This is a genomic window from Streptococcus merionis DSM 19192 (assembly GCF_000380085.1).
In the GTDB taxonomy this organism is placed as follows: Bacteria; Bacillota; Bacilli; order Lactobacillales; family Streptococcaceae; genus Streptococcus; species Streptococcus merionis.
Map to the genome: position 1 here is coordinate 88972 of NZ_KB904539.1, position 16084 is coordinate 105055.

Below are 16084 nucleotides of genomic sequence, written 5' to 3' on the forward strand. Positions count from 1 at the left end.
AAAGAGAGGTAAGCGGATACAAAAAACAATGGGAGGTCGGAGGATATGGTAGATTTCAAGGCTATTAAGTTTTTAACAGCTGCGCTCCTGTGCGTCACCCTATTAGTAGGTTGCCAATCAAAGTCTAGGGATGTAGGAAAAGCTGCAAACACAACAAAAACCAGCAGTCAACAGAAAACATCTGGAAAAGAAGCCAGTCAAGAGTCATCTAGCTCTGAGACCGATAGTCTCACAGATGAAGCAAAAAGGTCTAAAGAAAAGACGATAGCTACTACAGAACGATCAGGAGCAGCTGTTTCTACGGACAATACTCCACCTCTGTCTCAAGATACCATTGACAAGATCAATGGCCAAGGGCAAAATTCTGGTCAAGGTGGAACTAAACATCAACTTCAGGTTACTCAACAGGTGCAACGTGATTGGAATACCTGTGCCCCGACAACTGTCAGCATGATGTTATCTGCCCGTGGTGTAACAGCCAGTCAAGAAGAACTAGCTCAGGCTATGGGAACGGATGATTCCTTTGGAACGCATAATACCGATGCTATTCGGGTACTCAATCGCTACCTTTTTGGTTACGAACAACCAACTGGTAATCAATCTGGTTACCGCCTTGCCACTGTGACGACAGCTGATTTGAATTCGGAAGAAATGCGGGTCTTTAAAGAGCGCCTCAAGCAAAATATTGCTGATGGCTATCCCATGTATTATACGTTTGACAATGCCAGAATTTACCCAGGAAGCTCAGGAGAGCATAATGTTATTGGGACAGGCTACCAATTGACTGAAGACGGCAGTGACATTGCTTATCTTTATTACATTGACCCCTCCTACACTCAGCAGGATCCGACCTATGGCGGTTTGAAAAAAATAACCCCACAAGAACTTTTCCACGCTATGCTGACTTGTGTCGAGCCTAATTATGGCTGGTAATATAGTTGATTGAAACAAGGTTAGGAAAAGTTATCTCAAAATCAGAGCATCACCTAGTATACGTTCCTGAACCACAGCTGTACTGTTCTTGATTCAATTGACTATACTTTTCAAAAATCAAATTCAAACATCGTTAGCGTCGCCTTGCCGTACGTCAGTACCGCCTTCGGCTAGTTTGCTTTTTGATTTTTATTGAGGTGAGTTAGAAACTCTTTTCCTATTTTGGAGAGGAGTTTTTGTTCAATTTCTCAGAAAAGTAATGTTTAAAAATGTTTATTTTTTTAAAATATGTTAGAATAATATAAAAGGGAAAATAGTACTTGTCAAAATTCGAATTTAAATATCGTTAACTCAGCTTGATAAACTTCAGTTGAGCTTGCGCTTTTATCACTTAGTCAGTTTGGATAGCGTTATGGTGTTGCGTAATAATACACGATTACCTATCATTTCAAAACTGTCAACGTACTCGGCGCAAATAAGGACACGATTTTATAAGCTGAAACATTATATAAAGGAGAACAGTATGAATAAATTTCAACGTCTTGAAGAAATCACAAAACTGGTCAATCGTAAAGGCACTGTCCGAATTTCTGAGATTATGGAAGCCTTTGGAGTGACGGATATGACGGTGCGTCGTGATTTACTAGAACTTGAAGAACAAGGAGTGCTCAAAAAGATTCATGGTGGCGCACGAAGCCATTCGGCCTTTCAATACCGTGAAATTTCCCACAAGGAGAAGCACACCCTCAATATAGAAGAAAAAAGGCATATTGCCAAATTGGCGGCTAATCTTATCGAAGAAGGCGATACAGTTTTTTTAGGACCGGGAACCACCGTTGAAAGCTTGGCAGAGGAGATTAATCACCAACGCCTGAGCGTGGTCACTAACTGTCTGCCAGTTTTTAATATCCTCCTTAAGAAAAAGTCTGAGACCTTTAAGGTCTTTCTATTGGGTGGGGAAATGCGGAAGGTAACGGAGTCTTTCGTTGGGGAAATCACGAATACCAGCCTTGAAAAAATGCATTTTGGCAAACTATTTTTCAGCGCGAACGGGACCAAGGAAAATGATGTGATGACTTCCACCGTTGAAGAGGGGTATACTCAGCGACTTGCTCTATCACGATCGGTTGAACAATATTTACTACTAGATAGTTCAAAGGTGGGCAAAGAGGATTTTTCAGTGTTTTGCCAGCTATCACAATTAACTGCTGTCATTACAGACAAGCAGGATGACGAAAAAATCACTCAGCTCTCCAAATGGACTGAGGTCATCAATTAATCTTTGTCAAAATGATGTTCTAATCTTGTTAGCTGACTTCGCTGAAAGCATAAGATACAAAAGCCGTAAGGTAAGCAAGTATACCCAGAGGGTATCTAGATCTGTCAAACGAGCAAGTTCGTAACGGCTACAGATGTTGATTTTCATAGAGTGTATAAGGGGGCAATCGTCGGTTGTTCCTTTTTATTAAACAAAAAGCACAAAAACGGTTGACAAAGTGTTTGTTTATGTTTATAATCTGGTTATAAAATAAACAAAAAAACATTTTTGAACAGGAGGGTTTCAAATGACTGTTATTATTGGCGCCGATAAGGCGGGGCTAGCACTGAAAGAAACGGTAAAGGCTTATTTACTTGAGTCAGGTCATGATGTGCAGGATGTTTCTAAAGAAGGAGCTGATTTCGTTGATACGACTTTGGCTGTTGTTAAGGAAGTGACTGCCAACGATGTCAATCTTGGTATTGTCATTGATGCTTATGGTGTAGGTCCCTTTATGACTGCGACTAAGATCAAAGGGATGGTTGCAGCAGAAGTGTCAGATGAACGCTCAGCCTATATGACACGTAGTCACAACAATTCGCGCATGATCACAATGGGAGCGGAGATTGTAGGACCTGGTGTGGCAAGAAATATTGCTAAGGGTTTTGTAGAGGGTGAGTACGATGGCGGTCGCCACCAAATCCGTGTGGATATGCTCAATAAAATGTGCTAAACAATTAAAAAAAGGAATTGAGGACAAACTCATGAAAATTGCTGTTGGTTGTGACCATATCGTAACAAATGAAAAAATTGCAGTTGTTGATTATCTTAAAACACAGGGGTATGACGTCATTGATTGTGGAACTTACGACAATGTTCGTACCCACTACCCAATCTTTGGTAAAAAAGTTGGTGAAGCTGTTGCAAGTGGCCAAGCAGATTTAGGCGTATGTATCTGCGGGACTGGTGTTGGCATCAACAATGCTGTTAACAAAGTACCTGGCATTCGTTCTGCTTTGGTTCGAGACATGACGTCAGCCGTCTATGCTAGAGAAGAGTTGAATGCTAATGTCATCGGCTTCGGAGGTAAAATCACAGGTGGTCTCTTGATGACTGATATTATCGAAGCCTTCATCCATACAGAATACAAACCAACTGAAGAAAACAAGGCTTTGATTGACAAAATTGCCAAAGTTGAAAGCCTGAACCAAGAACAGGCTGATCCACACTTCTTTGATGAGTTTTTAGAAAAATGGGATCGCGGAGACTATCACGACTAAGGGGATATAGACATGATTCTGACCATTACAATGAATCCGTCTATGGATATTGCTTATCAGTTGGACGGTTTCTGCCTAGACACTGTGAATAGACCGCTTGAGACCTACAAGACAGCCGGTGGCAAAGGGTTGAATGTGACCCGTGTCCTTTCGCAACTAGGCGAGTCCGTTATAGCAAGTGGCCTCTTGGGCGGTAAAATTGGCGAGTTTATCCAAGAAGAATTAGATAAAGTTACTATTGCTCATGATTTTTACCCAATTTCAGGAGATACTAGGAGTTGTATTGCAATGCTTCATGGTGAGCAGCAAACTGAAATTTTAGAAAAAGGGCCAACAATTCTCAAAAGCGAAGCTCAAGGCTTCTTAGAGAAATTTGAAGAACGGGTTCAAACAGTATCTATTATTTCTATCTCAGGTAGTCTACCAAATGGCTTGCCAGTAAACTTTTATGAAAAAATAATAACCATTTGTCAAAAGTATGACAAGCCAATTGTCCTAGATAGTTCTGGTGACAGTTTGAAATCTGTCCTGACAAGTGAACAGAAGCCAACAGTCATCAAGCCAAATAGAGAAGAGCTTTCACAGCTGTTAGGACGAAACATCACAGGCGACATTGCTAGTCTGAAAAAGGCTCTTCAAGAGGAACTTTTTAATGGGATTGAGTGGGTGATCGTATCGTTAGGGGCCAACGGTGCCTTTGCTAGGCACATTGATAGGTTTTATAAGGTTTCTATTCCTAAAATTGAAGTGGTTAATCCTGTTGGTTCAGGAGATTCCACAGTCGCTGGCATTACGTCTGCTCTGGCTCATGCAGCATCAGACGAAGATTTGTTGAAAAAATCAAACGTTCTTGGTATGCTCAATGCTCAAGAAAAACAAACAGGCTACGTCAACATGGAGAATTACGCAGCATTATTTGAAAAAATCAAAGTAGAAGAGGTATAATCATGGTTTTAACAGAACAAAAACGTCGGTATATGGAAAAACTAAGCGATGAAAATGGCATCATTTCAGCCCTTGCTTTTGACCAGCGTGGTGCTTTGAAGCGCTTGATGGCACAACACCAGGATGATGAGCCGTCAGTAGCACAAATGGAGGAATTGAAGGTTTTGGTGGCAGAAGAGCTGACACCGTTTGCCTCCTCAATGCTCTTAGATCCAGAGTATGGGCTTCCCGCGACTAAAGCCCTTCATAAAGGAGCAGGTCTGCTCTTGGCTTACGAGAAAACAGGATATGATACGACCAGCACAAAGCGCCTACCGGATTGTTTGGTAGATTGGTCTGTCAAGCGCCTGAAAGAAGAGGGGGCAGATGCGATTAAGTTTTTGCTTTACTATGACGTTGATAGTGATGAAGCAACGAATCGTCAAAAACAGGCCTATATTGAGCGCATCGGGTCAGAATGTACAGCAGAAGATATTCCTTTTTATCTTGAAATTTTGGCTTATGATGAAAAGATTGCGGATGCTTCAAGTGCAGACTATGCTAAGGTGAAGCCGCGCAAAGTCATCGAAGCGATGAAAGTTTTCTCTGATGAACGTTTTGGTATTGATGTTCTCAAGGTTGAAGTGCCGGTCAATATGAACTTTGTAGAGGGCTTTGCAAATGGCGAAACAGTTTACACGAAAGAAGAAGCTGCCTCTTACTTCAAACAGCAAAACGACGCCACACCTCTTCCTTATATCTACTTGAGTGCTGGTGTTTCTGCCAAACTCTTTCAGGATACACTTGTTTTTGCGAAAGCATCTGGTGCAAACTTTAACGGGGTATTGTGTGGTCGCGCAACATGGGCTGGCAGTGTCAAAGCCTATATTGAAAAAGGCGAGGCAGCTGCTCGTGAATGGTTGCGTACAACTGGATTCCAAAATATTGACGAGTTAAATAAGGTTCTAAAAGAAACTGCAACCCCTTGGACAGCTCGTGTTTAGACAATAAACAACATAAAGTAAACAATTTTTGAAAAAATTATTATTTTTTAAACAGAAAGGGTTTACATTTATAATCCTTTGTGCTATAATGAACTCATCAATCAAATATGGGTAGATCGTAACTAGATAAATAGGCGAGACTACAAATGAACAAAAGGGCTAATACTCTGGGTTTATTTGTGGTCTCTTTTTGTACCCAATAGGATGAAACACCATGGGCTAAAATGCTAAATTTGGTAGAACCGTAGCCGTCTGGATTTTCTTCGATTTCATCTGTGAAAATCCTCGTCGTCTTGGTCGGGGTGCGTCGACGCCATTTTTCGTCGCATTTCTTAACGGGCTTTGTATCTTAATAAACTGAATTCGGCCTAAAATCCTCGATAAAATTCAAAAACTTCCTCAAGTCCAGAGACTTGTCGTCTGTTTTCTCATTTTTCATCGGATTTTTTCACGGCCTCATATCTTAATAAAAGGAGGATCTGCATGTATCGTGTTTTACAGGCGCTCAATAATAATGTTGCCCTTGTAAAGGATGAGCATAACCAACAATTTGTTGTCATGGGGTTGGGCATTACGTTTCAAAAACGAAAAGGAGATCTCATCATTGAGGAAAAAATTGAAAAAGTCTTTTCGCTCAAAAGTACAGAATCAAGAGAGAACTTCATGACGCTCTTGAAAGATGTGCCACTTGATTTCATTACTGTTACTTATGATGTTATTGAGACGCTTTCTGACAAGTATGATTATCCTTTTCAGGAATACCTCTATGTGACCTTGACAGACCACATTCACTGTGCCTATAGGGCTGTTTTGGATGACAATTATCAGGAAAGCAAGTTGCCTAATATTTCTCAGGAATACAGTATTGAATATGTTATGGCAAAAGAAGCTTTAGCAATGTTTCGGCAAAAGATTTTAGATGATTTTCCTGATGATGAAATTGGGCGAATTGCCCTTCATTTTATTAATGCAAAAGGTGTGACAGCAGTTGAGAAAACACCAAAAGTTAAGTTGACACGATCGGTATTAAAAAAAGTACAGGAGGAGTTAGAACGCTTAGGTATCAGACGGACTAGGGAAAATAGTAATTTCTATGATCGTCTCATGATTCACTTGACTTATTTTCTGCAATACTTAGATCGTAGTCCAAATGAGAATGCTCCCTTGATGGATATGGGGAAACACATTCAAATCGCTTACCCAGAAGCCTATGACATTGGTAGTAAAATCTATGAGATGATCGCTTCGGAAGCAGGAGTTGAAATTTACGAAAGTGAAAAATTTTATATTGTCCTTCATATACAACGCCTACTCTAATCACTAAAAATAAAGGAGAAAACAAAATGAATAGAGAAGAAATTACCCTCTTGGGCTTTGAGATTGTATCATACGCTGGTGAAGCACGCTCGAAGTTGTTGGATGCTTTAAAGGCTGCTCAAAATGGAGAATTTGAAAAAGCTGAAGAGCTAGTAGAATCAGCAAATTCAAGTATTGTTGAGGCACATCATGCACAAACGAGCCTACTTCAAAAAGAAGCTGCTGGTGAGGATTTAGCCTTTAGCGTGACATTGATGCACGGTCAAGACCACTTGATGACAACTTTGCTGTTGAAAGACATGATGAAACACATGATTGAACTTTACAAGAGAGGTACTAACTAATGGATAAGTTAATTGCTCAAATTGAAAAAGGAAAGCCATTCTTTGAAAAACTTTCCCGTAATATCTACTTACGCGCTATCCGTGATGGATTTATCGCTGGTATGCCAGTAATCCTGTTCTCAAGTATATTCTTACTTATTGCCTTTGTTCCCAATTCATGGGGGTTCTACTGGTCAGATGACGTTGTTGCATTTTTAATGAAACCTTATGGCTATACAATGGGGATTCTAGCTTTGCTAGTAGCAGGAACAACTGCGAAATCGTTAACGGACTCAGTCAACCGTGATTTGGAGCAAACGAACCAAATCAACTTTATGTCAACGATGCTAGCATCAGTCTGCGGTCTACTAATCTTGGCTGCTGATAGTCTTGAAGGTGGCTTTGCAAATGGTTTCCTTGGGACAAAAGGTCTTTTGTCAGCCTTTCTTGCAGCATTTATCACGGTTGCGGTTTATAAATTCTGTGTGAAAAATAATGTAACCATTCGCATGCCTGAAGAAGTGCCACCAAATATTGCCCAAGCTTTTAAAGATGTCTTTCCATTTGCAGGAACAATCCTTTCACTTTATGCTCTAGATTTATTAGCCCGCAATACTGTTGGAACAGGTGTTGCAGAAGCAATTGGTAAATTCTTTGAACCATTGTTTAGTGCAGCAGACAGCTATGTTGGGATTACCATTATCTTTGGTGCTTTCGCCTTTTTCTGGTTCATAGGAATCCACGGCCCGTCAATCGTAGAGCCAGCTATTGTAGCGGTGACTTATGCTAATGCTGAACTGAACTTGGGCCTCTTACAGGCAGGTCAGCATGCTGATAAGATTTTGACTTCAGGTACTCAAATGTTTATTGTAACCATGGGTGGTACTGGCGCTACCTTAGTTGTTCCATTCATGTTCATGTGGCTGTGTCAATCAAAACGAAATAGAGCTATTGGACGTGCCTCAGTGGTTCCAACTTTCTTTGGCGTCAACGAACCAATCTTGTTTGGTGCGCCACTTGTTTTAAACCCAATCTTCTTTATCCCATTTATCATGGCACCAATTGTTAACGTATGGTTATTTAAATTCTTCGTTGACACTTTGGGAATGAACTCATTTACAGCTAACTTGCCATGGACAACGCCAGCACCACTTGGTTTGGTCATGGGGACAAACTTCCAAGTATTAGCATTTGTCCTTGCTGTTACTTTGATTGTAGTAGATACCTTGATTTACTATCCATTCTTAAAGGTTTATGACCAGCAAATTCTTGCAGAAGAACAGACAGGTCTTGCTTCGAATGATGCGCTCAAAGAAAAAGTTGCTGCTAACTTTAATACGAAAAAAGCTGATGCTATCCTTGAAAAAGCAGGTGTAGTCGAAGCGAAAGAAATCACGGAACAAACGAACGTTTTGGTGCTCTGTGCTGGCGGTGGGACTAGCGGCTTATTGGCTAATGCTCTTAATAAAGCGGCGAAAGAATATGGTGCGCCAGTGACAGCTGCAGCTGGAAGCTATGGCGCTCACCGTGAAATTCTTCCTCAATACCAGTTGGTCATTCTGGCCCCTCAAGTAGCCTCTAACTATGAAGATATGAAACTGGAAACAGATAAACTTGGTATTCAATTAGCCAAAACAGAGGGGGCTCAGTACATTGGCTTAACGCGTGATGGACAAGGTGCTTTAGACTTTGTTAAACAACAACTAGCAAACTAAACATTTTGTTGAGGACGGTTGAAGCGATCAATCATCCTAACTTAGAAGAGGTGTCAACATGACAAAAACATTGCCAAAAGATTTTATTTTTGGTGGCGCAACGGCCGCTTATCAAGCAGAAGGTGCTACCAAAACAGATGGAAAAGGCCCAGTTGCTTGGGACAAATATCTTGAAGATAACTATTGGTATACAGCAGAGCCAGCTAGTGATTTTTATAATCGCTATCCCGTAGACTTGAAATTAGCCGAAGAGTATGGTGTTAACGGTATTCGGATCTCTATTGCTTGGTCTCGTATCTTTCCAGTTGGCAAAGGCCAAGTCAATCCCAAAGGAGTAGCATACTATCACAAACTCTTTACCGAATGTCACAGGCGTGGTGTTGAGCCTTTTGTTACCCTCCATCACTTTGATACACCAGAAGCCCTGCATTCTAACGGAGATTTTCTAAACCGTGAGAACATCGATCATTTTGTGGACTACGCGGCTTACTGTTTTGAAGAGTTCCCAGAAGTTAAGTATTGGACAACGTTTAATGAAATTGGTCCTATTGGAGATGGCCAATACTTGGTTGGTAAATTTCCTCCAGGGATACAGTATGACTTGGCCAAAGTCTTCCAGTCACATCATAACATGATGGTGGCCCATGCACGAGCCGTTAGACTTTATAAAGACAAAGGATATACTGGCGAAATTGGTGTGGTTCACGCGCTTCCAACTAAATACCCGTATGATCCTGAAAATTCTGATGATGTTCGTGCAGCTGAGCTAGAAGATATTATCCATAACAAATTCATTTTAGATGCGACTTATCTTGGACATTACTCAGATAGGACAATGGAAGGTGTCAAGCTTATCTTAGAAGCTAACGGTGGAGAACTGGATCTCCGAGATGAAGATTTTGAAGTTTTGAAAGCGGCCAAAGATTTAAATGACTTTTTGGGGATAAATTATTATATGAGCGACTGGATGCAATCCTTTGATGGTGAAACTGAAATCATTCATAACGGTAAAGGGGAAAAAGGAAGTTCTAAATATCAGATTAAAGGTGTCGGACGCAGACAAGCTCCAACCAATATTCCAAAAACAGACTGGGATTGGATTATTTATCCTCAAGGTCTTTATGACCAAATCATGCGCGTCAAAAATGACTATCCAAACTACAAGAAGATTTACATCACTGAAAATGGACTTGGTTACAAGGACGAGTTTGTTGACAATACTGTTCATGACAATGCGCGGATTGACTATGTCAAGAAGCACCTTGACGTGATTTCAGATGCGATTACAGATGGCGCTAATGTCAAAGGTTACTTTATCTGGTCACTTATGGATGTCTTCTCTTGGTCAAACGGCTATGAAAAACGCTACGGTCTTTTCTATGTCGATTTTGAGACACAAGAGCGTTATCCTAAGAAATCTGCTCATTGGTATAAGAAAGTCGCTGAAACACAGGTAATTGAATGAGCTTGAAGCTCAGAGTTTAGAGTCCCAATAAAATAATAAAAGAATAGCAAGTGCTGATTGTTCCATTACTGGAGAAGATGAGCCTTGCTATTTTTGATTGGCTGAACATACCGAGACATCAATAGTAGCTGACGAAGTATGCTTTTGATTTTCAAAGAGTACTGGTGTTTCTGTGAAATTTTTGATAGGACAGCCTGACTGTTTTTGTATATAATAGAACTAGTGAAGAAAGCGTTTACTGATTAAGCGGTAAAACAGGAGGAAGACCGATGTCTAAAGAAAAGTATATTATGGCCATTGACCAGGGGACAACTAGTTCGCGAGCGATTATTTTCAATAAGAACGGTGAAAACGTCGCTTCTAGTCAAAAGGAATTTCCTCAACTCTTTCCGCAAGCTGGTTGGGTGGAGCATGATGCTAATCAGATTTGGAACTCGGTTCAATCCGTCATTGCAGGGGCTTTTATCGAAAGTGGTATCAAACCCAGCCAGATTGAAGCGATTGGGATTACCAATCAGCGTGAGACGACTGTTGTCTGGGACAAGAAAACGGGTATTCCAATCTACAATGCTATCGTTTGGCAATCGCGGCAGACAGCTCCTTTGGCTGAGAAGTTGAAAAAAGAGGGATATGTGGATTTTTTCCACAAAAAGACGGGTTTGGTCATTGATGCTTATTTCTCAGCGACCAAGGTCCGCTGGATTTTGGACCATGTATCTGGCGCGCAGGAGCGTGCTGAAAAAGGGGAATTACTCTTTGGCACGATTGATACGTGGTTGGTTTGGAAATTGACAGACGGTCGTGCGCATGTGACAGATTATACCAATGCAGCACGAACCATGCTCTACAACATCAAGGAACTGAAGTGGGACGATGACATCCTAGACTTGCTCAATATTCCAAAAGCCATGTTACCAGAAGTGAAATCGAACTCAGAAGTGTATGGGTATACGAGGCCTTATCACTTCTACGGTGGTCAGGTACCAATCTCTGGTATGGCAGGCGATCAGCAGGCGGCTCTCTTTGGGCAGCTGGCCTTAGAGCCAGGCATGGTCAAAAATACTTACGGAACAGGTTCCTTTATCATCATGAATACGGGAGAAGATATGCAGCTGTCTGAAAACAATCTCCTGACAACAATTGGCTACGGAGTGAATGGTAAGGTTTTCTATGCTCTTGAAGGGTCAATCTTTATCGCAGGGAGCGCTATTCAGTGGTTGCGTGATGGTCTTCGTATGATTGAAACGTCACCAGAGTCAGAAGGTTTGGCAGCTGCTTCTGGCAATGATGATGAAGTTTACGTGGTACCAGCCTTTACAGGGCTCGGTGCGCCTTATTGGAATTCCAATGCTCGCGGTTCGGTCTTTGGCTTGACCAGAGGAACCAGCAAGGAAGACTTTGTAAAAGCAACGCTTCAATCGATTGCCTATCAAGTCCGTGATGTTATTGACACCATGAAGATTGACTCAGGTATTGCTATCCCACAGCTTCGTGTGGACGGCGGTGCAGCCATGAACGATTTCCTCATGCAATTTCAGGCGGATATCTTGGGGATTGACATTGCTCGTGCTAAAAATCTGGAAACAACAGCACTTGGTGCAGCCTTCTTAGCAGGTCTTTCAGTTGGTTATTGGAAAGATTTAGATGCGATAAAAGAACTCAATGAAACTGGTCAGCTTTTCGAGCCAAGCATGGATGAATCCCGTAAGGAACAGCTTTACAAGGGCTGGAAGAAAGCAGTCAAAGCAACTCAAGTCTTTGCAGACATTGATGAAGAAGATTAGAAGCTGCTGCTTTCTAAACGCAGGCTATAATCAGGAAAGCACAGGGAAAATACTACCTGTGAAAAAGCAAAAACGACTGATAACAATTCTTTGAGACATAAAGATTGTCTATCAATCGTCTTTTTGCAGTTAATTTCTAGTTTTTTAAACATTATTTTTATTAGATTGCAGTGAATTCAGAACAGACAGCCTCTTCTTGCTGTGCCTATAATTTAAAAACCAGCCAATTTAGCTGGTTTTAGTATTATTGCTGGTTAATACCAGGTTTTGGAGGTGTTTCAACACCTCCAGAAGTTGTAATCACATCTTCTTTTTCAAAAGTGACAGTCTTAAACTCGGGTTTTTGATAGTCTTTTGTCATAAAAAACTCCTTTTACTAATTTAATTTACCTAGAGTCTATCATATAATAAATGGGTTGTCAAGAACTACTGCAAAAAAACAGATTAAATACAGAAGGGGTCTGCATTTTTTAGCAGGTTCAACCTATGAGAGCATCTTGATGCTCCTTGAATTTACCTCTGTTTTTGTGTATAATAGGAGAACAGGTTCATTGAAAGTGAGGAGAAAAATGTACATAATCACCTGTACAAAAGCTAGCCTGCGCTATCGTTGGGAAAGCGAGGTGCTTCTAACGAATCTTCAAAAGCACGGGTCATATGACATTATCTTCCTGCTGTATGGAGAGGATCGTTCCATGGGCCCTTACTTACAAGAAAAGTACGGAATCAGTTATTACCATTTTGAAGATAATCGCTCTCAAAAACAGTATCCAACCTCTATTCGCCCCTATCTCTGGTATCAATTTTTAAGCCAACATCCCCAGATGGAAAAGGAAGTTTTCTTTTACATAGACACAGATATCATTTTTCGAGAAATGATTGCTTTTGACAAGATCCCTGTTGATGCTCAAAATTGGTATGGAGCTGATAGTTATTGCGTGAAAGCAAGTTATTTGCGAGCTAAGCATCCCCTTTATTTACAGGGGCTGCAAACTATTTTATCTGTGACAGATGAGGAATTGAAGTGGACAGAAGATAGCCCAGCCGGTGCACAGTGGCTTATTGCTCAGCCAACAGCAGCTTTTTTTAATGAAATGTATGTGCATTGCGAACGCGTCTATGACTTTCTAGTCACCATGGAACGGATTCCACATTTACAAAAAGAGGAGCGATTAGAAGAGTATGGAAAATGGTTGACAGACATGTGGTGCATGGCATGGTTGGCACCTAAATACGGCATTACTGTTCATATATCATCTGAATTGGATTTTTCATGGCCAACTTATTCCGCTGAGCATTGGGAGCGCTATAAGATACTCCATAATGCAGGAGTCACTAGTGAAAATGCAGATGCTTTTTACAAGGCCAAATGGACACATATTCCTCCTTTCTTTTTTAATCATGATAACGTCTCTTCTAAACTTGGTTCCATTTATTACGTAAAGGCGGTACAAGCTGTGACTATCAGACCACAAGACTACGATAAGGTTAAAATCCTAGGAACTTTTATTACTAATCAGGTGAAAGACACCTATATTGCGATTCCTTTGGATGAGGCAAAGCAAAAAGTTTCTGGCTACATTGAACTCAACGACAGTAGCTATTTGCTTTGGACATTGATTCAAGAAAAGGGTTCTATACAAGAAATTATTGAAGCTTATAGTCAAACCTTTGAGATTGAGAAAGACCAAGCCAAGCAAGATTTATTTGATTTTATCGCATATTTGGATACGATGAAGATTATTCAGTTTGAGTGTGGAGTTAGCACTGATTAAGTTAGAAAATTTCCCTTGTTTTAGAATGGCGTAGGCAGTGATTGAATGACTGTTTTGCCCACTTCTACAGAACCTAACATTTCTATTTTTGCTGGTCAAAAAAACGTTGGTATCAGCATTTCGGATTTTCACAAATAGGTTTTTAGAGGTGTCCTTTTCAAAAATGCCTAAAGTTAATAAGTTTTAACGGGAGACGTTAAAGGGCTCAAAATCATTATTTAGCGTTTTCCTCACTAATGAAAGGATGTTGTATTTGACAGCACAGTCGTTTATTGCGATTATCACTGCAAGAAGTGGTTCAAAGGCGCTACCTAATAAAAATATTCAAAAAGTAGGAAATCGGACGCTGATTGAAATCACTGCGGAAGAAGCTCTTGCTTCTGGTATTTTTTCTGAGATTGTCTTTTCAACGGATTCCGAGGAGTATGCAGAAATCCTACGTCCTTACGGTGTTACAATTGACTTACGTCCCCAGTATCTTGCTGAGGATACCACGCCACATTTGGATACACTACGCTATGTCTTACGGCGTTATCCAGATCATCAGGATTATATGCTTTTACAACCGACTTCTCCATTCAGACGGGCAGAACATATGATTGAAGCATATAAACTATATCAGACGGGACAATTTGACAGTGTGGTCAGTTTTACTCAGGTTGATAAGCCAACACGCCTAATCACACGCTTAGTTGATGATAAGCCTGTTGATATTTATGGTAATGACAAGGCTTACACGCGCCAAGGTCAAGAAAAAGAGTACACCACAAACGGTGCTATCTATATCTCATCAAAGGGAAACTATCTGAAAAAAGGCTCCTATTTGGATGAACATTGCGGTGTCTATCTGATGAATAAGCGTGACTCTCTCGATATTGACGATGAGATAGATCTGCTGCTAGCAAATGTTTTAAACAACCAGTAAACCCAGACAACTATTGCGTCGAATAGGTCAAACTAGAAAAGAAACGAGACGGAGTATTTTATACGTAATCTTTAACGATTATACGCTTTTGTGATGAGGGGAAGCCGTCATGGTGGTCTGTTTCAGCCGCATTAGATTTGATTTCATACGTTAAGAAGCCAAAATTTTTAGACATAGATACCCTAAAAGGATCAGGAGGAAACAGTGGAGCGATTTCGTATTGGTTTGGCAGGTCTGGTGATCCAGATAACTTGCCGTTTTGATTCAACACGGATATTTTGCAAAGATTACCTAACGGATGCTGAACCTGATTTTGAAATCAATGTTGAGCAGAAAGACATTGACTTTGAGCGAGCAAGAGGCGGTGAAAAAGCTCGGCATTTTTCAGGAAACTATTTAGAACAAATTGCCTTATATCGATTGATCTGCGAAGTATTGCCAGCTTATGATCGACTACTCATTCATGGGTCGGCAATCGTATTAGATGATCAAGCCTATTTATTTACAGCACCAAGTGGAACAGGGAAATCAACTCACAGCCAGCTATGGCTGAAAGTCTTTGGTGATAGAGCCCGTATCTTAAACGATGATAAGCCCTTGTTACATATCACAGGTGAGCAAATTTTGATCTATGGAACGCCTTGGGATGGGAAACATAGTAGGTCTTACAATGGTTCTGCGCCATTAGAAGCCATCTGTTTTTTAAACCAAGGCTTAGAAAACGCGGCTATCCGGTTATCTGAAACAGTTGCTTTTGATGCTTTGGTAACGCAAACTTACAGACCCCTGCAATCAATTGACCAACTGAAAAAAACATTAGCTTTGCTGCAAAAAGTAAGCCATCTACCGACTTACCAATTAACCTGTACGATCTCTACAGAAGCGGTAGATGTTATTTACGAGAAAATGACACATAAAAATCATTCCAACAAAATAAACAACAACGAGGAGAAATAAAATGAAGTTAAAAGAAGGGATCTTGCGCCATCACGATCGTAACGATGAGTATATTGGCGTTACAACAGGAGATTTGGCAGAAACGTTCAATGGCATGATTCGCTACAATACGACAACCCATTTCATTTTAGAAAAACTTCAGGCTGATACTACAAAAGAAGAATTAATTACTAGCCTTTGTCAAGAATATGATGTCACTCCTACAGAAGCCAGTGCTGACTTGACGCCATTACTTCAAGAATTGACGACGCTGGGTTTATTAGAGAAATAAACTAAATATAGAGTAAAACACTGAAAATAGGGAAGCGGCCCTTGTTTTCAGTGTTTTTAGATTACGTGACTTTAAGCCGTTTTATTGGTTAGGCAATATTTTCTCAAAAGTGGGAAGGGTAACTAATTGTTTTTCAACTTCCTGACTTTTTAG

The 16084-nt window shown here is 40.6% G+C and carries 15 protein-coding genes; all 15 read left to right on the forward strand.

Annotated elements, in window-relative coordinates:
• The first annotated feature begins 45 nt into the window (after window positions 1–45).
• The 15 genes from A3I5_RS0102265 to A3I5_RS0102340 all read left to right on the forward strand — a co-directional run bounded on the left by A3I5_RS0102265 (window position 46) and on the right by A3I5_RS0102340 (window position 15931).
• Entirely contained in the window at window positions 46–933 is an 888-nt protein-coding gene (locus A3I5_RS0102265; RefSeq protein WP_018373000.1) for a C39 family peptidase, read from the forward strand.
• A gap of 523 nt (window positions 934–1456) precedes the next feature.
• Complete coding sequence (locus tag A3I5_RS0102270; protein ID WP_018373001.1) at window positions 1457–2212, forward strand: DeoR/GlpR family DNA-binding transcription regulator; 756 nt, start codon at window positions 1457–1459, stop codon at window positions 2210–2212.
• Window positions 2213–2498: 286 nt separating this feature from the next.
• Complete coding sequence (lacA, locus tag A3I5_RS0102275) at window positions 2499–2924, forward strand: galactose-6-phosphate isomerase subunit LacA (RefSeq protein WP_018373002.1); 426 nt, start codon at window positions 2499–2501, stop codon at window positions 2922–2924.
• A gap of 31 nt (window positions 2925–2955) precedes the next feature.
• Window positions 2956–3471, forward strand: coding sequence for a galactose-6-phosphate isomerase subunit LacB (gene lacB, locus A3I5_RS0102280; RefSeq protein ID WP_018373003.1), 516 nt, complete (start codon window positions 2956–2958; stop codon window positions 3469–3471).
• A gap of 12 nt (window positions 3472–3483) precedes the next feature.
• The gene (locus A3I5_RS0102285; RefSeq protein WP_018373004.1) at window positions 3484–4416 is read left to right on the forward strand and encodes a tagatose-6-phosphate kinase; all 933 of its coding nucleotides are present in this window, start codon (window positions 3484–3486) and stop codon (window positions 4414–4416) included.
• Between the two features lie 2 nt (window positions 4417–4418).
• Complete coding sequence (gene lacD, locus A3I5_RS0102290; RefSeq protein WP_018373005.1) at window positions 4419–5399, forward strand: tagatose-bisphosphate aldolase; 981 nt, start codon at window positions 4419–4421, stop codon at window positions 5397–5399.
• A gap of 483 nt (window positions 5400–5882) precedes the next feature.
• Complete coding sequence (locus A3I5_RS0102295) at window positions 5883–6716, forward strand: PRD domain-containing protein (RefSeq protein WP_018373006.1); 834 nt, start codon at window positions 5883–5885, stop codon at window positions 6714–6716.
• 26 nt (window positions 6717–6742) lie between these two features.
• Window positions 6743–7060, forward strand: coding sequence for a PTS lactose/cellobiose transporter subunit IIA (locus tag A3I5_RS0102300; RefSeq protein WP_018373007.1), 318 nt, complete (start codon window positions 6743–6745; stop codon window positions 7058–7060).
• Complete coding sequence (locus A3I5_RS0102305) at window positions 7060–8754, forward strand: lactose-specific PTS transporter subunit EIIC (protein ID WP_018373008.1); 1695 nt, start codon at window positions 7060–7062, stop codon at window positions 8752–8754. Before A3I5_RS0102300 ends, A3I5_RS0102305 begins: the two co-directional genes overlap by 1 nt.
• Window positions 8755–8812: 58 nt before the next feature.
• The gene (gene lacG, locus A3I5_RS0102310) at window positions 8813–10219 is read left to right on the forward strand and encodes a 6-phospho-beta-galactosidase (RefSeq protein WP_018373009.1); all 1407 of its coding nucleotides are present in this window, start codon (window positions 8813–8815) and stop codon (window positions 10217–10219) included.
• Between the two features lie 269 nt (window positions 10220–10488).
• Complete coding sequence (gene glpK, locus A3I5_RS0102315; protein WP_018373010.1) at window positions 10489–12003, forward strand: glycerol kinase GlpK; 1515 nt, start codon at window positions 10489–10491, stop codon at window positions 12001–12003.
• A 569-nt stretch (window positions 12004–12572) separates the two neighbouring features.
• Window positions 12573–13778 carry a PqqD family protein gene (locus tag A3I5_RS0102325; RefSeq protein WP_018373012.1) on the forward strand — a complete coding sequence of 402 codons (1206 nt, stop codon included), beginning with the start codon at window positions 12573–12575 and terminating at the stop codon, window positions 13776–13778.
• A 253-nt stretch (window positions 13779–14031) separates the two neighbouring features.
• A complete protein-coding gene (locus tag A3I5_RS11485) occupies window positions 14032–14703 on the forward strand; it encodes an acylneuraminate cytidylyltransferase family protein (protein ID WP_051071081.1) in 672 nt (223 codons plus the stop codon).
• A 204-nt stretch (window positions 14704–14907) separates the two neighbouring features.
• A complete protein-coding gene (locus A3I5_RS11490; protein ID WP_018373014.1) occupies window positions 14908–15660 on the forward strand; it encodes a hypothetical protein in 753 nt (250 codons plus the stop codon).
• 1 nt (window position 15661) lies between these two features.
• On the forward strand, window positions 15662–15931 hold the full coding sequence (locus A3I5_RS0102340; RefSeq protein ID WP_018373015.1) for a PqqD family protein: 270 nt from the start codon (window positions 15662–15664) through the stop codon (window positions 15929–15931).
• Window positions 15932–16084: the final 153 nt, after the last annotated feature.